Below are 18208 nucleotides of genomic sequence, written 5' to 3'. Positions count from 1 at the left end.
TTTGTTATAATTTTCTGATAATAACTCCCCTTCATCTTAAAAACTACTTTATTAAAAGACAAGTCTTTAAATGGTCTTTAACTTCCCTCCTTCATAATCCTCATAAATATTTATTTTGACAATTCTGTTAATTGAAATTATCATGTGAATATAAAGACATGTCTGTTAACAAATGAAAAGGAGGCCATCCTATGGATTCCAAGAGAGGAACCAATAATTCTGAAATCAATATCGGGATCATCTGCCCCGAAGCCCTTGTTGACCAAACGAAGGACACGCTGAAGTCCTTTCCGAACTTCAAACCGCATTTCGGCATCATGGGTCCCGGAAGCATGATCAGCGAGGTTGCCCGTGGGCTTATGTACGAAGTCGATGTCCTCATGTTCACCGACTACCACCTGTACAAACTTGCCAAGCCGTTCATCGATTTTCCGATCCCCGTCCACCACGTCCCCCTGATGGGTACAGGCCTCTATCGTTCTCTATTCCTCATCAAGAATCAATTTGGTCTCACCCATCTGTCAGTCGATACCGTCGAGCAGAAATATGTGAAGAAGATCCTCGGCGAACTGTCCGTCAAAGACTATGAGCTCCATGTTTTTCCTTCCTTTGAGAAAAACACTCCCCTGATTGACGACATCGTGACGTTCCATGCCGATAACTTCCACCGCGATGGATCCGTCGGGCTTACCGGCATCGAAGAGGTGTCCAGGCGCCTTCAAGCAATCCATGTTCCATGCCAGTGGGTCACTCCCACCCATCAGGACATGATCGTATCCCTCGAGAGGGCACTCCTTGCCACCGAAACAAGGCGGAATAAGGAGGCCCAGATCGTCTTCGGACTCATCAACATCGATGATTTCAAAAGGGTCGCCGAGAAGTATCAGTCCGAACACGATATACAGATCCTAAAGCTCAACATTCAGCAGATGCTCCTGGACTACATCAAGCAGCTTGATGGCCATCTGATCGCCCTTGGCGGCGAAGAATATTCCTTCATCACGACCAGGGGGATCTTCGAACGGGAAACGCGGGGCTATAAATTCATCCCCCTCCTGCAGGATACAAATCAGGCCATGGGCATCACCCTGAGCATCGGGGTCGGGTTCGGGACAACGGCTGCCGAAGCCGGAAGCCACGCCCGCCTTGCACTCCGTCAAGCAAAGGATTCCGGCGGGGATGTATGCTATATCGTCCGGGAAAACCGGAGCGTCCTCGGCCCCGTCGACATTACGTCGAATATGCACTACGAGCGCTATGACCTCGCCATCACCGATGCGGAACTGCTGGAAAAGGCTGAAAAAGCAGGGATGTCCGCCGCCTATATGACGAAGCTCATGGCACGCGTCGCACGATACGGAATCATTGATTATACGGCCCAGGAGCTAGCCTCCACGCTGAATATCACGGTTCGCAGTGCACACCGCATCCTCTTGAAATGGATGGATGTGGAGCTCGTGGACATTGTCGGAGAAGAAAAATTGACCCATAAAGGGCGGCCGCGGCGGATCTACCGACTGAGCTTCATCCTTGATGAGTCGGGAAAAGAATTGCCGACCAGTTAGAGCATCACCACCCGATCCTCCTTGAGGCTCACATCCAGTGCCTCAAGGAATCGGATGATAGCCACCGTCTCATCCAGCGGCGGTTCTGCCCTCCCCTCATGGACGAAGCGTATGATCGCCTCCAACAGACTCGTGTAAAAGGGGGTGTGATGGCTACGGATCACAAACCGCTCCGAGTGATCCTTGTAATGGATCGTCCCACCGAATGAAGCATCACCTTCTCCGATCCCCCTCATCTTTCCGATCCTCCCATCCTTCCATATTCCCTTCAGCATGTAGTCCTTCCCATCGCACTCTGCCCGTACAGACCTCACCCCCGTACCTAATGCCCTAAAGAGCATCTCAACCATGTGAATGCCATACCACGAAAACCCGGGTCGCTCCTTTAAAAAATCCACCGGCCCGAAGACCGACGCCCCGCATACCGCTCCTTTTCCAAGAGCCACGGTCAGTCCTTCTGCAAATCGAAGGGCCGAAGAACTCATCACAGGGAGGCTGCGGGCAAGCTCTTTCATCTCCTCTGCGTCGACACCGGTGAGGGCAAAGGGTTTATCGATAAAAACCGGTTTTCCCCATGGTACGAGCCGCTTCAACTGATCCAGGTGGCAGGCTCCGTCTGCGGACAAAATCAGGACCGCATCCACCCCTTCCACCATCTCTTCGATGGTCTTTGTGACTTTCACCCCGTAAGAGCGGACCTCCTCCGTGAATTGGCCCACCCGCTCCATGCTGATCGAAAGGGCTGAAGGTTCAGGAAAAGCCGTCACCATTTTTGCACCTTGGATTTCCCCCCTTCCGTTAGAACCATTCAAAAGCGACGCAAAAGCAGGGCCGTGGGAGGTGTCCACTCCGAGCATCCCAAACTGTAGGTCTCTCATCCCTTCACCCCTACTTCAATCCCGACATCTGGATGCCTTCAGTGAAGTATCGCTGGAAGAACAGGAAGATGAGGAACGTCGGGATGAATGAAAGGGTCGAACCTGCCATCTCTATACCGAAGTTCCCCTCCTTTCCGAGAATCGAGGCGAGCCCGACCGTCACCGGAAACATCTCCTCCTGCGTCATGTAGATCAATGGCTGGAAGAGGTCATTCCAGTTGGATATGAAGGAAAAGGTCCCGACCGTTGCGATGACGGGCACGGATAATGGAAGGATCACTTTGAAGAACACCTTCAGATCGTTCGCTCCGTCGATCCGCGCCGCTTCTTCGAGATCATTCGGGATGCTTTGCAGGAACTGCCTCACAAGGAATACGCCCATGATCCCCCATAATTCAGGGATGATCAGTGCCCAGTACGTGTTGATCCATCCAAAGTCGGCGAACATGATGTACTTCGGAATGATCAGAAGCTGCTGCGGGATCATGATGACGGCCATGAAGACCCAGAAGATCACCTCACGCCCAGGGAATTGCTTTTTCGCAAAGATATAACCCAGGATGGCGCAGAAGAACATCTGCGTGAATACCGGGATGATCGTGATCACCACGGAGTTGAAAATCCATCTGAGGAACATCCCGCTCCCCATCAAATACTTGTAATTGCTGATCGTCGGATCATCCGGGATCCAGAATAGCGGGTCCAACAAGGCAAACTGCATCTCCTTGAATGACCCGAGCGTCATGATGATGAACGGCAGCAGGAAACAGCCAGCAAGAAGGATCAAAGCCAGATACTTAATGAATTTCCCCATCAGTCACTCCCCAATTCGTTATCATAGTCATCAATAGTACTTCGTCTCCTTGCCCATATACCTGCGCTGAATGAGGGAAATGAACAAAATGATGAAGAATAGTACGTAAGATAGAACGGCTGCATAACTCAAATTCAGGCCGCCGAATCCCTGCTGGTAGAGATAGAATACGATGGTCGTGGTCGCATAATTCGGACCACCGCCCGTCAGGAGGAAGGTGGAATCGAAAATCTGGAACGACCCGATTGTCGTGACGATGGCGACGTAAAAATGGATCGGTTTCAATAAGGGGAACGTGATGGACCAGAAGATCCTCATAGGTGACGCCCCGTCGATCCTGGCCGACTCGTATAACTGCTTATCAACCGACTGAAGTCCGGCAAAATAATAAATCATTGTACTGCCAGCGACCTTGAATACACTGAGGCCGGCAAGGACAAGGAGGGCCTGACTTGAATCGGCCAGAAACAGTTGGGTATCCACTCCGATGAAACTGAGGAGATAATTGATCATTCCCGATTCGGTACCCCTGAACAGCCATCCCCAGATTCCTGCAATGATGACGAATGATGTGACGACTGGCAGGAAAAAGATCCCCTTGAACAGTGCCTTCATCCGCACTCCGGAGTTGATGATCAAGGCAAGGATCAGTCCGAGGGCCATGGTCGGGATGATATAATAGATGGAGAATAATACCGTGTTCCAGATCGCCTTCCAGGCAAGCTTATCCTCAAGGAACCGCTGCCAGTTTTTCAATCCTACGAACTCAGGGTCCCCGATGATTTTCCAGTCAAGGAAAGTAAGGACAAAGCTGAAGGCAAACGGGAAGATCTGAAAGATAAAGAAGTGGATGAGGACGGGAATGAGGAACACATACACAATGGCGTTTTTATTCCACTCACGCTTCACCCTTGCCCCGAAAGATCTCTTCTGCGGGACAGCAATGAAGCTTTCCGAATTGGTCTTTGGTTCAATCAGTGTCATCACCCTTTTTCTATGTAGATTGGTATTGGAATCAAGAACAGAGAGTATCAATCTTGTGAAAGATCCATACTCCCTGCCAATTGTCCTTATTGCTTGGAAAGCTCGGTCTTGATTGCCTCTGCTGCCGCATCAGCCGCTTCTTTTGGTGTCTTCTTGCCTGACATCATCGTTTGCACCTCAGCCTGGATGGCAGGCATGATGTTGCGTCCGATCGGATGAATCGTCCCTGGTAGTGCATATTGCGTATACTCCGAAAGTTGCTTCAGGTGTTCCTGATCATCGAAGATATCCTTCGCTGATTCACGCGCCGGGATATACTGGGTAACGGTGTTGAACGTGCGCTGATTTTCAGCATTCGTGACCACTTTGACAAATTCGGCAGCCGCTTCCTTATTGTCACTGTTGGATGGGACAACGAACATGCCTGTTGTTCCATACGTCATCTGTTTCTCATCCTTCAAGGGTGGTGCGATGACAAAGGCCATATCACTCTTCTTCAGATTGGTCAGGGATATACCAGAGCCTTGGACGGCCAGCAGTTTTCCACCGTTCCACAAGGCATCATGCTCCATTGCGGTGACGGAATCTTTCGGGATCCATCCCTTTTCGTACATCGTATTGATGTACTCGAATGCCTTGACTCCCGCATCGTTATTGATTTTCACTTCATCATCTTGGGTGATCACTTCTCCACCTGCCTGCCAGATGAACGGGTAGAGCGTGCCATTCATGGAACCTCCGCCTGGATAACTCAGGGCATAATAGCCTTTGTCCTTGGCTTTTTCCGCCCATTTGGAGAACTCATCCCATGTTGTCGGTAGCTTTTCTGGGTCTTCCCCGATATCTTTGATCACATCGACATTGTAGAAATACGTGTAAGCTTCCTGCAGGATCGGCAGACCGTAAGTCTTGCCCTGCCATTTAGTCGCAACAAGGGACGTGTCGACAAAGTCATCCATATCGTTATCCTTCAAGTACGGATCAAGCTCCATGAGCATTCCTTCATTCGCATATTGCGGCATCTGATCCGGAATGGCATAAAACACATCCGGTCCATTGTTGGCAGCGAGTGCCGTCAGGATCTTCTGATCACGATTGGCCCATGGAATCGTTTCGATTTTCACATCGACATCGAATTTTTCTTTATACGTTTCCACGATCTGATCCCACATTTTTTTCTCCGCATCGGCATCACCCGTATACGGGTGGACCCACACCGTGATCTCACCGGAGATTTTCCCGTCGGATTTCCCACCCGACTTCTCTCCGCTGGAGCTACAGGCTGCCAGAAGACTGAATGTCATCAAAAGCACTAAGAAAAATGACCATTTTTTCTTCATCCGATTTCCCCTTTTCGAAATTTAATGCGATGCAGGCAGTACAGTTCAACATCATTTTTGAAGCGCTATCATTTTGTGGCAAAATTTCATCGACCCCCAGAATTCTCTCCTTCCCGACCGTAATTGTTTAAAAATTCAAAACCTTTAAATCAAGTCTAATTTGTTTTCCATTTAGAGACAAGTCTCTTAAAGGTCTTTAAATAAAACACCATTTAAAGCGCTTTAGAAAGGGGTTACACTGTCTTTATAACCACATTAGGAATGGTGGAGTAATAAGACAGTGAAGAAAGGGAGGGGACTGAATGGGTGGATGGGAACGTTTTAATAACCTCGTATGGAAGGTGATTCATCTTGCTTATCTGAATCTGTTGTGGGTGGTTTTCACAGTGGCCGGTCTGGGGATTTTCGGGTTCTTCCCGGCTACCGCTGCTGTACACACCGTTGCCAGGAAACGATTGATGGGAGATGAGGAATTCCCCATGTTCAAGGTATTTTGGGAAAGCTTTCGAAGTGAATTTGTGAGGGCTAATGGCTTCATGATTGTCTTTGCGCTTATCGGATATATCCTTTATTATGATATCCTCTTCATCCAAATGAACAGCGGAAAACTGACCTTCCTTGTACCCGTTTTGCTTTTCATTTCATTAAGCTTCATCTTGGCGGTCCTTTTCTTCTTCCCGGTGTACGTCCACTTCCGGTTGCGTTTTTTCTCCGTGATCAAGCAGGCACTCCTGATCGCTCTGACGTCCCCGGTAGAAGTGGTCATGATGATTGCCGGCTGGATAGCCGTGTACGGTGCCGTGTCCCTCCTTCCTGGTTTGATCCCCCTCTGTTCGGTGAGCGTCCTTGCTTATTTGGGCATGTGGACTGGACTTAGGGCCTTCAGCAAAATCGAAGGAAAAAAGGCAGGTTCACTAGCGAAGGGAATCGACTGATTATCGACCCGGATTCTCATTCTAATTCAAGCATGAACGGCATAAGCGCATAAAAAAAGACAGGCCACGAGGACACTGTCGATTTGATGATTAGCTACCCATTTTCCGTCGGGTATTGCTTGGCTTTTTCGTTTGTTGACTCTGCATACGCTGGTTCGAAGCAAGACCGTTCTTGGCTTGCTTTCCACCTGCTTGGGCTTCTTTCTTCTTGGCGAGCTGCTGCTTCATGGCCTCTTGAAGGCTGATCTTCTTCGGCTCTTTAGACGAATCCTGATTTGTCATAATGGAATCTCCTTTTGATTCGGGATGACTCCATTATAATACACGGGGTTCATAATTGGCACCTGGTATTTCTTCATAAGGAGCCTTCATGAGAAACGGGGCCCTTAAAAGGCCCCTTTTATGTTCCGCTCTAATGGTATCCGTTTTGACCATTGGCCGAGCCGGATGTTTTGTTTTTCGGCTTTTGATTTTGATTCTGCTTGGTGCCACCGTCTTTTTTGGACTTCTTACTCAAGTTCCTCACTCCCTGATGAAAAGAATGGTGAAACATACTTAGTATGTCCATCCCTCCTCACTCAACCGTTGGTAATTTTTCCGTCTAAAAAAGGGACCCTTCTTGTTTCAAGAGGTCCCTTTTTGTTGATCAGTTATTCGATTGATTTGAACCGTTTGAGCTATTGCCGCCCTTTGCACCAATCTCCTGGTAGAATTCTTTATCATGATTATCGGATGTGGCCTGTCCGCCTTTTTCTCCGATCTCCTGGTAGAATTCCTTGCCGTGATTGTTTGAAGTAGCTTCCCCACCTTTGCGCCCAGCTTCTTCGTAGCTCATCTTATGATTGTTGTTTTGGTTGTTGCTATTTACATTCTGGTTGTTGCTGTTATTGTTGCCGCTGTTGTTGCCACTATTAGTGTTGTTATTATTGCTGTTATTGTTGTTTGCCATGGGAAAATCTCTCCTTTTAGTTGTGATGTTTTTTTATGGATCAGGTTTTGTATTCGGTTTCAATCCTTGGTTTTGTTGTAAGAAATAATGTTGTGTCATGTGATTTTCCGACTTTTCCCGATTTTTTCAGGTTCATGTTTTCCAGGTTGTTCTAAAGGTAAAATCCATCTAATTGCTTTCTTTTACCGAAGATTCAACGACTTGCACCACCAATGAAAATAATTACATAATTTCAATTTCCTCCCTTCTCAGTGTGTGATATATTTGCTTATTTACCATCATTTTGGAAAGATAAACATTCGAAAACGCACCGATTTTTCTACATTTTCTAAAAACCTTACAGTGGCGGTGTTTTCTGACTGAAAAATTTTTTATCTGCTAAAATGTCTTGTCGTCTCTAAACAAAAGACCTCTTTCTTATGGAACGCTGATAAAAAAGAGGCACCCACTGAGTCCGTGACTCAGCAGATGCCTTTCATTTTTTTGATGTTACGATGCAGCAGGAACCTTTTCATCCACTTCAATTTCCGTTCCGCCGGCCAGCCGCTTTCTTAACGTGTAGGCGAAAGCGACAATGGCTGCTGTCGTGATGAGCCCGGCTCCCAGATAAGAAAGGTTCATGGAAAGACCGAATCCGATCGGGGCATTCAGGATATAGGTGAAGGTCACCATGGTCATGAAGATCGCAGGTAGCGTCGCGACCCAGTGCGGCTTTCTCTGCAAACCGAGGTACATAGCTCCGACCCAAAGGGCAATCATGGCTGTCGATTGGTTGGCCCAAGAGAAATATCTCCATAAGATATTAAAATCGATCTGGGTCAGTGCGATGGAAACGACGAATAGCGGCAGAGCGATCCAGAGTCGGTTCGTGATCTTAAGCTGTTTGACGTTGATATAGTCTGCGATGATCATCCTGGCACTTCTGAAAGATGTATCGCCAGATGTGATCGGCAATACGATGACACCGAGGATGGCAAGGGTTCCGCCAATGGACCCGAGCATGAGCATGGAGACCTCGCTGACAACTCCGGCTGGACCTGATTCAGCCAGGATGCTGTTCAACTCACCCGCCGGGAAGATGCTCATGGCAGCCGCGGCCCAGATCATGGCGATGATCGCTTCGAGGATCATCATGCCGTAAAAAATCTTTCGTCCATTCCGTTCATTTTTTGTCGTCCTGGAAATGATCGGGGACTGGGTGGCATGGAACCCAGACAGCGCTCCGCATGAGATGGTCAGAAACAGGAGCGGAAAGATCGGAATCTTGTCGGGATGTAGATTGGCTAATGTGATCTCAGGAATATCAGCCCCTGTCACGATGAGACCACCACCGATCCCGACTGCACTGATTAATAGCAGGGCACCGAATAGCGGGTAGACCTTGCCGATGATCTTATCAACAGGTAATAGGGTGGCTGCGATATAATACACGAAGATCGCCGCGATGATCACGCCAAGGGAAATCCATGCCGGTGTCAAATCGGCAATCAGGGCTGCCGGGGCCGTCACGAACACGGTCCCAACTAGCAATAAGAGCAGGACGGAGAAGGCATTCACCACATGCTTCATGGTTTTTCCAAGGAAACGTCCTGCTAGCTGAGGGAGATGGGCCCCTCCATTTCGAATCGAGATCATCCCCGTGAGATAATCATGTACTGCTCCGGCAAAGATCGAACCGAGAACAATCCACAGAAAAGCGACTGGACCATAGAGCGCCCCCATGATCGGTCCGAAGATCGGCCCTACTCCCGCTATGTTCAGAAGCTGGATCATGGAGTTCTTCCCTGTACTCATCGGCACGTAATCGACATCATCTTTTTTGGCATAGGCCGGTGTTGGACGCTGTTCCTTTACACCGAAGATCTTTTCAATCAATTTTCCGTACGTGAAATAACCGATGACCAAAATGATGATCGATACAATGAATGTGATCATCTGCTCAACTCCCCTCTAAAATGAATACGGTTTCATTCTATCAGAGATTTCTTTCCCTATCCCTTGCTTCTTTATTTTCAGGATATAGTACCTAGTTCACACGTAGAAAAAAGCCCCTCTTGGTGACGGGGCTTTTTGACGTTCAGCAGGCAGCTTTGTCCTTCTTGGTTCTCATGGCATTGATTTCTCCACCGATCATGATGATGATCCCGGTCAGATAGAACCAGATCATCAGGACGATGATCCCCCCTATACTTCCATACGTGGCGGAATAGTTTCCGAAGTTCCCCACGTAGAAGGAGAAGGCAAGTGAGGCCAGCACCCATCCCACCGTTGCAAAGATTGCACCTGGCAAGGCACTCAGGCACTTGATCTTCATATTTGGGGCAAAGTAGTACAGGACCATGAAAATGACGAAGAGGATGAGGGGACTGATGGCCCAGCGGATCCCGCTCCATAAGGTAAGGAACTGGTCCGAAAAACCAAATTGTGAGAAAAGGAACAGGCCGATCTGCTTCCCGAACACAGGAAGTAGCAGCGCGACGACGAAAACCAGGATCATACCTAGCGTAAGCGCAACGGATGTCAGGCGCTGGACGATGAATGATCTCGTTTCCTCGATATCATACGCACGGTTCAAGCTCTTCACAATGGCATTCATCCCGTTGGATGCCGACCAGATTGTCGCAATGATACTGATGGACAGCAATCCCGAATTGCGGTTCGACATGACGTCCGAAAGGGTTCCTTCAATCATGTTGAGCGTTTCCCCTGGCGCATAGTCTCTTACCACCCCAAGCAGATCCTCCTGCTGTACAGGTAAATAAGGCAGGAGCGTCACGACAAATATGAGCAGCGGGAAAAGCGACAGGAGAAAGTAATAGGCAATCTGAGCTGCCAAGCCTGTCACATCATTGGCGCTGATCTGTTGAAACAGGCCCTTGGAGTACTCTTTTACCTCTTTCTTTCGAGCCATGTGCTCACCTCATTCCATTCATTAATACCCTTTGAATGAAGAATCGATGGGTTGATCCCCATCCTCCAGTTCGTTGGGTGCTTCCTTGAACGCTTCCTTATAGGCCTCAGTAGAGTCTTCGAACGTTTCTTTTGTTTCTTCAATCAGGTCTTTCACCTGAGGGGTCATCCCCTTCAATTCATCCACCTTTTCACTGATGAAGCGGAAATCCCGGGTAACCTGATCCGCCGTGACGGACAGTTTTTCGTACACTTCCTTGGAAGCTTCGACCAATTGCTTCGGATCTTTTGCATAAGTGGAGATGTAGCTGCTTCCATTCTTGAGTGAAGCCCCCACTTCCCTGCGAGTTGTTTTGTCCAATAGGGATAATAATCCCCCGGCCACTGCCCCTAAAAGTACACCCTGGAAGAATTTACTTTTACCCATATGTATGACCCTCTTTCCTAATTAATTGAGAACGTTCAAGGAACTTATCCTTTATTTTCCCATTCCTTAATAGTGTAAAACATTCCCGTGAAAAAATCCTCTGAATATGATTCTGTCTCCCCCGTGTTGACAGGTGCCGTGAATCATGGAAAGATAAGCTTAGTGATTTACGAGGAAAGGGTGCTGATAAAATGGATCTCACACAGAATTCTGCTGAGAACATCGATTATATGGTGACCGCCATCAAAGAGAAACTGAACGTCGTGAATGCAGGTGCCATCAAGTCTGAAGACTTCAATGAACAAATGTATGAAGATCTTCAGGATCTCTATGAAATGGTCATTAAAAAAGACCGCTTCAGTCCAAGCGAAATGAATGCCATCATCGATGAACTGAGAAGTTTGCGCAAATAATAATGAAGAAAGGGGGCATCCCCGGGCACAAGCCCTGGGGACGCCCCCTTTTCATTCAGGACATTATTTCAAAAGCGCAAGTGCCTCACGGTTGAAGGCAGGGATATCATCTGGTGTACGGCTCGTCACAAGCTGGTTGCCGCAAACAACGACTTCCTTGTCCTCGAAATTAGCTCCTGCGTATTCCATATCCACCTTGATGGACTTGAATCCAGTAGCTTTTCTGCCTTCCAGTGCCTTCGCTGTGATCAACAATTGAGGTCCGTGACAAATGGCAAAGACAGGTTTTTTCTCATCCATGAAATGCTTGGTGAATGTCACAAAACGATCGTCTGCACGAAGCTGATCTGGTGAGAATCCTCCAGGAAGAAGAAGCGCATCGAAATCGGCCGGATTGACATCGTCAATTCCCTGGTCAATGGTTACGCTGGCGTCTCCCTGCTTCCCTTTGACCGTTTTCCCTTTTTCCGATTCAATGGTCACGACTTCATGGCCTGCTTCCTTGAATGCTTTTTCCGGATCTGTAAATTCCACATCTTCGAACATATCGGTGATTAATGTTGCGATTTTAGCCATACAATCAAACACTCCTATTTTAGAATAATGTTGGTAATGGTATATGTTTACCCGGTGCAGGCTCCCGTAAACGTCCTTATCACTTTCGCGAGAATTGGGAGAAAATCGTATTGCTCTGGACTTTATACACATCTTTCCTGCAGATTGCATTGATGATCCGCATATTCCTCTCGACGGAAAGTCCCAGGTTCGTGGCACTGGATCCATGTGAATGCTCCAGATTCGTCACCGTAAAGAAGTAGTGATCACGTTCTGGTTTCTCCTTGAATTGAAGCTGATAATCACGGGAGACTTTGAATTTCTTCTCATCTTCCCACACTATTTTGTCCTCGAATTCTTCAAAAAACCATTCGGGAATATTTGGCTTATATCCAGTAGCGAGGACCACCTTGTCCGCTGTATGCGTAAATGAGTCTTCTTCCTGCCATTGTTCGCAGCTGAGTTCATACTTCCCGTCGATTTCTCGGATTTCCTTTACCTCATTAAGGGGCTGGATCGTGATATTCAACGGATCACCGCTCGATGAATGGTGGTAAAGAACCTTGTAGATCGCGTCCAGGGTTTCCTGATCGATGCCGTTTCTTAGGCGATCCAAGGTGCCGAGTGCCTTTTCCCGGTCTTCGAATGATAAACCGTGGAAGTAATCCACATAGTCCGGTGCCAGGAGCTCCTGCCCGAGCTTTGACGCTTCAAGCTGGAGGATCCCTTCGGAACGAGTGAACCAATGAAGCTCGTATTCATGGTGCCGCTTTTCTTTCAATAGATCATAGAAAACTTCCGCTGCACTTTGACCCGAGCCGATGACCGTGATGGATTTCCCTTTCATGGTCGATTCCTTGTGGAATAAATACTTGCTCGTATGGTGGACATCTTCCTCAGGCAAATCCTCCATCCCCTTAAGGATAAGGGGCTTGCTTCCCGTACCGAGGACCACATGATCGGCTTCGTAGATTTCCGTCGCCCCCGTGGTCCGGTTCCTCACATTCACGCGATAGCCGTCCTCTATTTCCTCTACACCCGTCACTTCGCTGTTGAATTGGCAGGTCGGCAGCTGTCCTGCCACCCAGCGGGCGTAATCGTTGTATTCCTGCCTTGGCATCTCGAATGTCTGGAAGAAGAAAAATTTATACAAACGGTTATGAGTATGTAAATAGTTCAGATAGCTGAATTTACTTTGAGGATTTGCGAAGGTCACGAGGTCCGCGATGAACGGTACCTGTAGATCCGTCAAATCGATGAGCATGCCTGGATGCCACATGAATTCAGGAGTTTGATCGAAAAATCTCACCTCGAGATCCGTCCTTTCTTCCATTAAAGCAGCCAATCCGAGATTATAAGGACCGATGCCGATTCCGACACAGTCCAATCGTTGTTTCACCACAAGCTATTCCTCCTTTTCTCTCTTTTCCTTATTTTTACCCATAAACATGCCACCACTACCCTGTTTTCAATAAATCCCCTCAAAAAAAAACCGATCCAGGGGATCAGCTTTTTTTGAACGTCATGGCGTACCATCCGCCTTCTTTCACAATGGGTTCGACCGTCTCGCATATAAAGCCTGTTTTCTCCGCGAGGGTTTCCATCTCACCATGGGAGGGGATGGGATACAGATTCTGAAAGCTCATGAAGAAACTGTTGAAGGCACTGGAGAACTGCTGACCGTGCTTCGACTTCTGCATGGGACTCAGGACAAAGAAAACGCCGCCTTCTTCCAGCCACTCCGATGCTTTATGGAAGAAATCCTTTCGTTCGGAAGGATCAATATAGTGGAACAGGTTATTGGCCATGATCATGTCGAAGCCGCTTTCCGGTTCATACGAGTGGAGATCCGCACACACCACATCGATATTCGGATAGGATTCAAGCGCTTCGGCAGCCGTTTTGGCAACGCCTTCATGAATTTCTATGCCGACCATCGTTTTATCAGGATGCCGATCCCCTATTCGTCGGATATAGCCACCTTCTCCGCACCCCAGATCCAGAATCGACGAGACCCTGTGCTTCTTGATTGCTTTCTGGACCTTCGGAAAAGCGAATCGCTCCAGCAATATTGACGTCTTGGCCACGGTTGATCCATGGAGGTCAGAGTTGAAATGCTGTTTTCGCTGATTCCTTAGCAGTTCGGGGTACGAAAGAAGAGCCGGGATGTGGAGCTCCATCATTTCCTTGAGGAGGATCCCCGATGAATGGGGATCACTCTTCGAAGCTGGGAGCTTCCACTTTCCCCTTGTCGACACTTTTGAGTCGTCCTTCCTTTTTAAATGCTTCAGGGATATGCCCACTTCCACCCACTGCTCCAACAGGTCCATCTCAAGATTTTTCTGGATGGCGATTTCCTGTATCGTTGCAGGTCGGGAGAAGCTGTCGAACAGATCGAGCTCATACCCGACATATGCGTGCCAGCTATATAGAAACGGAACGTTCTTCTTCATCCATGACCTTGCTCTCCACACCTTCACGATTTCACCGATCATATCAGTTCCTCCTTTTCCTTCCAAGGATAATCTTGCTCTTCCGTGAATGATGCACCGAGCTTCTCTTCATTTGATAAAAAGGACTTGCGGAGTGGGAGGAGCCCTCCTTGCACCATCCGGTCATACACGGTTTCCCTCCACATACCGAGGCCTGAGATATTCAGCATCTGTTTGAACTGCGAGACCCGGTCCTTCTCCATTCGCTGGAGGCTTTTATTCCGAAGCCAACCCACAGGTCTGTAGGGATAGGAATAGGCGAGTGCTGAAAGGTGACTGAGATGGAGCTGATGGGAAACCCTCCGCTTCCGAACCTTCGGATACCACTCGAGGTTGGCGGGATCCAGCCTGCCCGATGCATACATATCACAAAGCAGTTCCCCGAGTACGCTTCCGTCCTGGATTGCCATGTTCATGCCTTCCCCTGCCATGGGGTGAACCGTATGAGCAGCATCACCGATCAATGCGAGATGGTCTTTGACATAGGTATCAGCATGATATTTCATCGGGACCATAAGCTGGATGAGCTTCCACTCGGTAATCTGATCCACGTATCCCTTCAGATCGGGACAAAGATCTATGTAAAGCTTATGAAATTCCGAGATGGGCTTCTTACGTAATGACTTGTATTCTCCTGCAGGGATGAGATAGACAGAGCGGACTTCCTCGTTTGGAAGCGGGAAAAGTCCGAGAAAAGATTGATACGTCGACACAATACGTCCTTTTGTCATATCGAGCGGTCTGGGGAAGGTGACGGTGAGAAAGTGATGATTGTACTTCTTCTCGCTCACTTCAATACCCATGTAATCACGGGTAACAGAACTCCTGCCTTCTGCTCCAATGATGAATTCGCATTCGATATCAAAGGGTTCTTTTTCACTCCTGTCTTCCACTGTGACCGTCTTGCCGGAGATCTTTTTGCATGCGGTGTTCCCCATATAGTGAAAGCTGGAGTATTCCCCCCTTTAGCCCGCAGGATGTCTTTCAACTTCTCATGATGGATCATAAGGGAGTAAGGATATTTCCCTGGAAGGATCGAATAGCTCATGGAAGAATGCTCTGCCCGTTTCCCCTTCAGTTCCATCAGCTCCAGTTCCGCTATGCGGTGACCATGGGAAAGCACCGGTTCGATCACGCCCAATGAATCGAAAATCTCCAGGCTCTTTGGTTGGAGAAGCTCCCCCTTATAGACAGGGCTCGGCCCGGGGAGCCTTTCGATGACCGTTACATCGATGCCGCATCTTGCCAACTTAAGTGCCAGGGTCAATCCGCCGATCCCACCGCCGCTAATCAGAACATCCGTCTTCATTTCTTCTCACCTCTTTCCTATTAAGTAACCTCTTTCCATTTCCGTGAAACGTCATAATGTGTTGTTTATTTCCCGGAAAATATCATTTCCTGTCTTCTTCTTGACCAAGTTGCTGTCGAATTAACAAAAAAACCCGCCGAATGGCGAGTTTCTTCTAAAATTATGTGATTGAGGCAAGGGGAAGAAGGATATCAACCGACGTTCCCTCTTCTACATTACTCTGGATGGAGAGCGAGCCATTATGTTCCTTGATGATTTTCTGACAGATCATCAGGCCCAGGCCCGTCCCTTTTTCCTTCGTGCTATAGAAGGGTTCGCCCAGGTGCTTCATCCTCTCAGGAGGGATGCCGCTGCCATTATCCTGTATCGAGATCTTGGCATGGTGGCCGTCATTTTCTAGTTGGACGTTCAGGAGCCCCCCGTCCTGCATCGCTTCGAGTGCATTCTTCATCACGTTGAGGATGACCTGCTTCATCTGATTGGAATCGCAATACACTTGAGCCTCTTCCACGGCGAAGCGGACATCGACTCCCTGTTTGAGGCACTCCATCTTGATGAAATCCACGGAGCTTGTCAGGAGTCTCGTCAATGACGTGAGTGAAAACTGTACCGCCCTCGGGCGTGCGAGAGCAAGGAATTCATTCGTGATGATCTCGATCCTGTCGAGTTCTCCCTTGATGACGGAGAGATAAAAGTCGTCTTCTTCCCTTTCATCCATAAGCTGAAGAAATCCTTTGAGGGTGGTCAATGGATTCCTGATTTCATGGGCGACACCTGCTGCGAGCTGACCGATCATGGCTAGCTGTTCAGATTTTTTCAATAGATTTTCGTGATGCTTTTTCTCGGATAAATCACGGATGATGGCAGAAATCCCGATCAGGGACCCTTCATTATTCAATATCGGATTCATATTGAATGAAATCTCGATGGATGTCCGGTCCTTCCGGTATCGGAGAGCTTCCTGGTCCTTGATGCGTTTCCCCGATTTCACGACTTTCAGGTTTTTCTGGAACTGGTGGTACTGGTCGGATCGGTGCAGGAAGGTGACCACATCTCCAACGATCTCTTCATTCGACCACCCAAACATATCTTCGAATCGTTGATTCACCTTCAGGACCCTTCCTGTCGGGTCAAGGAGGACAATCCCATCCCCGGAATGTTCGAAGTATGCTTCGAGGAGTTCCTTTGCTTCCATTAGTTCATCTTCCATATTTAATTTTTCCGTCACATCCTGACCAAACCCATAGATGCCGATCACTTGGCCCCTCACCCGGATCGGGATATTGGTAATGGTGACCCGCCTCTCTTTTCCTTTACCGTCTCTCACGATGGCCAGGTAACGGGATGATGTTCCGTTCAGGGCAATCTGGAAATTCTTCACTGCGTCCTCTTGGGACTCCTCAGTGAAGAGAGACGTATAGTGCCGATTGACAAGGTCCGAAAACCCATATCCCCAGTGTTCGTACACAGCCGGATTGACGGACTGGATAAAGCCGTACGTATCCACCATCAGAATATGATCCGGGCTGTATTTCACTATGGATTTGTATTTTTCCTCGCTTTCAGCAAGCTGTCTTTGGATATCCTTCATCAGGGAGATATCCGAGATGGAGCAAATCGCTTCGACCACCTCGCCATCCTTTTTGACCGGAACGATGGAGGCGAGATATTCAAGTCCCTTGTAGGCATCTTCGTACGTGTATTCTTCCCCTTTTGCCCAGACCTCTTCAAGTTTGGGGCGGATCTTATTCAGATGGACCCCGTCGAATACTTCCTCGATCCTCTTGCCGTTCATCCTTTGAGGGGTCAGATCCAGCCTGGACAGCATTTTGCCCGAAGCGAGTTCGATGACAAAGTCATGACCATGTCTCACCACTTTGTAGGTGATGGCTTTTTGGAGGCGGAGGATATTTTCCATTTCCGCCTGCAGAAGGAGAAGCTCTGCCTGGGCGTTTTTCTTTTCGGAGATATCATGAAAGATAATCCCGACACTATCAATGCACCCGCCACACTTGTAATCGATGGGTGAAACGGTAATGGTGCAGGTCAGCTCCTTGCCGCCTGCATGGAATGTTACTTCCTCACCGGTGGCGTCATGTCCTTTAAGCCCTTCTCTGACCAGGTGGATGAAAGATGGTTCATGCAGCTCGACCAGGTCGTAGAAAGACTGATGGATGATCCCGTCGGATAGCCCGAATAAGCTTTGGAAGGATGCATTCATCTCCAATACCAGGCCGTTCACATCCAAGATCAGGACACTAGTAGGTGTGTTCTGAATGAGAGACTGATAGATGGCCGATTTAGAATGTTGGCACGGTGACGGGTTCCTTCCATGATCTATCAAGAGAAGGCATTCTGTACCATCCTCCAAGTGTTTGCGCCTCAATTGACAGTCGTACGCTGCGATCTGTTCAGGTTTCAATAAAGTTTCAGGAGACAGGCCGTGCCCCTTCAACCATCCCTCCATCTCTTCATTCAGCGAGAGGATGGACTGACCGAGGGGATCGACAAGGGCTGCAGGAGCCGGGATGGCATCTGCAGAAAATAGATGGTTCCGTTGCATGTCAGCCATAATACCTTCCTTTAATCATCAGTTTATACCCCTATTCTACTCCACCTTGCAACAGGAGTTAAGGA

General features: G+C 48.3%; 17 protein-coding genes and 1 pseudogene. 3 read left to right on the top strand and 15 right to left on the bottom strand.

Annotated elements, in window-relative coordinates; all coding sequences use genetic code 11:
• Positions 1-191: 191 nt before the first annotated feature.
• The gene (locus D5E69_RS03240) at positions 192-1565 is read left to right on the top strand and encodes a GGDEF domain-containing protein (RefSeq protein WP_048014772.1); all 1374 of its coding nucleotides are present in this window, start codon (positions 192-194) and stop codon (positions 1563-1565) included.
• On the opposite strand, the gene D5E69_RS03235 is transcribed toward D5E69_RS03240, so the two are convergent.
• The 4 genes from D5E69_RS03235 to D5E69_RS03220 form a co-directional block, all read right to left on the bottom strand.
• Positions 1562-2443 (bottom strand): Gfo/Idh/MocA family protein, encoded by an 882-nt coding sequence (locus D5E69_RS03235; RefSeq protein ID WP_048014771.1) that lies wholly within the window; start codon positions 2441-2443, stop codon positions 1562-1564. The genes D5E69_RS03240 and D5E69_RS03235 overlap by 4 nt on opposite strands.
• 10 nt (positions 2444-2453) lie before the next feature.
• Positions 2454-3257, bottom strand: a complete 804-nt coding sequence (locus tag D5E69_RS03230) for a carbohydrate ABC transporter permease (protein WP_048006834.1) — start codon at positions 3255-3257, stop codon at positions 2454-2456.
• A 30-nt stretch (positions 3258-3287) separates the two neighbouring features.
• On the bottom strand, positions 3288-4241 hold the full coding sequence (locus D5E69_RS03225; protein ID WP_048006833.1) for a carbohydrate ABC transporter permease: 954 nt from the start codon (positions 4239-4241) through the stop codon (positions 3288-3290).
• 86 nt (positions 4242-4327) lie between these two features.
• The gene (locus D5E69_RS03220) at positions 4328-5545 is read right to left on the bottom strand and encodes a sugar ABC transporter substrate-binding protein (RefSeq protein ID WP_249931600.1); all 1218 of its coding nucleotides are present in this window, start codon (positions 5543-5545) and stop codon (positions 4328-4330) included.
• 338 nt (positions 5546-5883) lie between these two features.
• On the opposite strand from D5E69_RS03220, the gene D5E69_RS03215 reads away from it, so the two are divergent.
• Complete coding sequence (locus D5E69_RS03215; protein ID WP_159129164.1) at positions 5884-6516, top strand: YesL family protein; 633 nt, start codon at positions 5884-5886, stop codon at positions 6514-6516.
• A gap of 90 nt (positions 6517-6606) precedes the next feature.
• Here the strand turns inward: D5E69_RS03215 and D5E69_RS03210 are convergent, their stop codons facing one another.
• The 5 genes and pseudogenes from D5E69_RS03210 to D5E69_RS03190 all read right to left on the bottom strand — a co-directional run bounded on the left by D5E69_RS03210 (position 6607) and on the right by D5E69_RS03190 (position 10802).
• Positions 6607-6798, bottom strand: coding sequence for a hypothetical protein (locus D5E69_RS03210; protein WP_048006830.1), 192 nt, complete (start codon positions 6796-6798; stop codon positions 6607-6609).
• A gap of 388 nt (positions 6799-7186) precedes the next feature.
• Positions 7187-7351 (bottom strand): annotated as a pseudogene (locus D5E69_RS24030) (KGG domain-containing protein); the annotation flags it as partial.
• A 603-nt stretch (positions 7352-7954) separates the two neighbouring features.
• The gene (locus tag D5E69_RS03200; protein ID WP_159129163.1) at positions 7955-9400 is read right to left on the bottom strand and encodes a carbon starvation CstA family protein; all 1446 of its coding nucleotides are present in this window, start codon (positions 9398-9400) and stop codon (positions 7955-7957) included.
• Positions 9401-9542: 142 nt separating this feature from the next.
• Entirely contained in the window at positions 9543-10376 is an 834-nt protein-coding gene (locus tag D5E69_RS03195) for a YihY/virulence factor BrkB family protein (protein WP_048006828.1), read from the bottom strand.
• A gap of 21 nt (positions 10377-10397) precedes the next feature.
• Positions 10398-10802 carry a hypothetical protein gene (locus D5E69_RS03190; protein ID WP_048006827.1) on the bottom strand — a complete coding sequence of 135 codons (405 nt, stop codon included), beginning with the start codon at positions 10800-10802 and terminating at the stop codon, positions 10398-10400.
• A gap of 191 nt (positions 10803-10993) precedes the next feature.
• Here D5E69_RS03190 and D5E69_RS03185 point away from each other — a divergent pair, with 191 nt between their 5' ends.
• Complete coding sequence (locus D5E69_RS03185; RefSeq protein WP_048006826.1) at positions 10994-11215, top strand: DUF1128 domain-containing protein; 222 nt, start codon at positions 10994-10996, stop codon at positions 11213-11215.
• A 63-nt stretch (positions 11216-11278) separates the two neighbouring features.
• On the opposite strand, the gene D5E69_RS03180 is transcribed toward D5E69_RS03185, so the two are convergent.
• The 6 genes from D5E69_RS03180 to D5E69_RS03160 form a co-directional block, all read right to left on the bottom strand.
• Positions 11279-11791, bottom strand: coding sequence for a type 1 glutamine amidotransferase domain-containing protein (locus tag D5E69_RS03180; RefSeq protein WP_048006825.1), 513 nt, complete (start codon positions 11789-11791; stop codon positions 11279-11281).
• 79 nt (positions 11792-11870) lie between these two features.
• Positions 11871-13169 carry a lysine N(6)-hydroxylase/L-ornithine N(5)-oxygenase family protein gene (locus tag D5E69_RS03175; protein WP_159129162.1) on the bottom strand — a complete coding sequence of 433 codons (1299 nt, stop codon included), beginning with the start codon at positions 13167-13169 and terminating at the stop codon, positions 11871-11873.
• Positions 13170-13275: 106 nt separating this feature from the next.
• Positions 13276-14265: a class I SAM-dependent methyltransferase gene (locus D5E69_RS03170; protein WP_048012245.1), complete on the bottom strand. Its 990-nt coding sequence runs from the start codon at positions 14263-14265 to the stop codon at positions 13276-13278.
• Positions 14262-15155, bottom strand: coding sequence for an FAD-dependent oxidoreductase (locus D5E69_RS03165; RefSeq protein ID WP_347566738.1), 894 nt, complete (start codon positions 15153-15155; stop codon positions 14262-14264). Before D5E69_RS03165 ends, D5E69_RS03170 begins: the two co-directional genes overlap by 4 nt.
• Entirely contained in the window at positions 15050-15571 is a 522-nt protein-coding gene (locus D5E69_RS23960; protein WP_347566731.1) for an FAD-dependent monooxygenase, read from the bottom strand. Before D5E69_RS23960 ends, D5E69_RS03165 begins: the two co-directional genes overlap by 106 nt.
• 160 nt (positions 15572-15731) lie before the next feature.
• Positions 15732-18143 (bottom strand): PAS domain-containing protein, encoded by a 2412-nt coding sequence (locus D5E69_RS03160; protein WP_159129161.1) that lies wholly within the window; start codon positions 18141-18143, stop codon positions 15732-15734.
• Positions 18144-18208: the final 65 nt, after the last annotated feature.

It is taken from the genome of Rossellomorea marisflavi (assembly GCF_009806575.1).
GTDB classification, from domain to species: domain Bacteria; phylum Bacillota; class Bacilli; order Bacillales; family Bacillaceae_B; genus Rossellomorea; species Rossellomorea marisflavi_A.
Note: the sequence above shows the minus strand (reverse complement) of the source record. Positions and strands in the feature narration are given on the sequence as shown.

What these genes read in the sequence shown, in the direction of transcription:
- D5E69_RS03240 (WP_048014772.1), top strand. Translation starts at nt 192, where the DNA reads ATGGATTCCAAGAGAGGAACCAATAATTCTGAAATCAATATCGGGATC.
- D5E69_RS03235 (WP_048014771.1), bottom strand. Translation starts at nt 2,443, where the DNA reads ATGAGAGACCTACAGTTTGGGATGCTCGGAGTGGACACCTCCCACGGC.
- D5E69_RS03230 (WP_048006834.1), bottom strand. Translation starts at nt 3,257, where the DNA reads ATGGGGAAATTCATTAAGTATCTGGCTTTGATCCTTCTTGCTGGCTGT.
- D5E69_RS03225 (WP_048006833.1), bottom strand. Translation starts at nt 4,241, where the DNA reads ATGACACTGATTGAACCAAAGACCAATTCGGAAAGCTTCATTGCTGTC.
- D5E69_RS03220 (WP_249931600.1), bottom strand. Translation starts at nt 5,545, where the DNA reads ATGACATTCAGTCTTCTGGCAGCCTGTAGCTCCAGCGGAGAGAAGTCG.
- D5E69_RS03215 (WP_159129164.1), top strand. Translation starts at nt 5,884, where the DNA reads ATGGGTGGATGGGAACGTTTTAATAACCTCGTATGGAAGGTGATTCAT.
- D5E69_RS03210 (WP_048006830.1), bottom strand. Translation starts at nt 6,798, where the DNA reads ATGACAAATCAGGATTCGTCTAAAGAGCCGAAGAAGATCAGCCTTCAA.
- D5E69_RS03200 (WP_159129163.1), bottom strand. Translation starts at nt 9,400, where the DNA reads ATGATCACATTCATTGTATCGATCATCATTTTGGTCATCGGTTATTTC.
- D5E69_RS03195 (WP_048006828.1), bottom strand. Translation starts at nt 10,376, where the DNA reads ATGGCTCGAAAGAAAGAGGTAAAAGAGTACTCCAAGGGCCTGTTTCAA.
- D5E69_RS03190 (WP_048006827.1), bottom strand. Translation starts at nt 10,802, where the DNA reads ATGGGTAAAAGTAAATTCTTCCAGGGTGTACTTTTAGGGGCAGTGGCC.
- D5E69_RS03185 (WP_048006826.1), top strand. Translation starts at nt 10,994, where the DNA reads ATGGATCTCACACAGAATTCTGCTGAGAACATCGATTATATGGTGACC.
- D5E69_RS03180 (WP_048006825.1), bottom strand. Translation starts at nt 11,791, where the DNA reads ATGGCTAAAATCGCAACATTAATCACCGATATGTTCGAAGATGTGGAA.
- D5E69_RS03170 (WP_048012245.1), bottom strand. Translation starts at nt 14,265, where the DNA reads ATGATCGGTGAAATCGTGAAGGTGTGGAGAGCAAGGTCATGGATGAAG.
- D5E69_RS23960 (WP_347566731.1), bottom strand. Translation starts at nt 15,571, where the DNA reads ATGAAGACGGATGTTCTGATTAGCGGCGGTGGGATCGGCGGATTGACC.
- D5E69_RS03160 (WP_159129161.1), bottom strand. Translation starts at nt 18,143, where the DNA reads ATGGCTGACATGCAACGGAACCATCTATTTTCTGCAGATGCCATCCCG.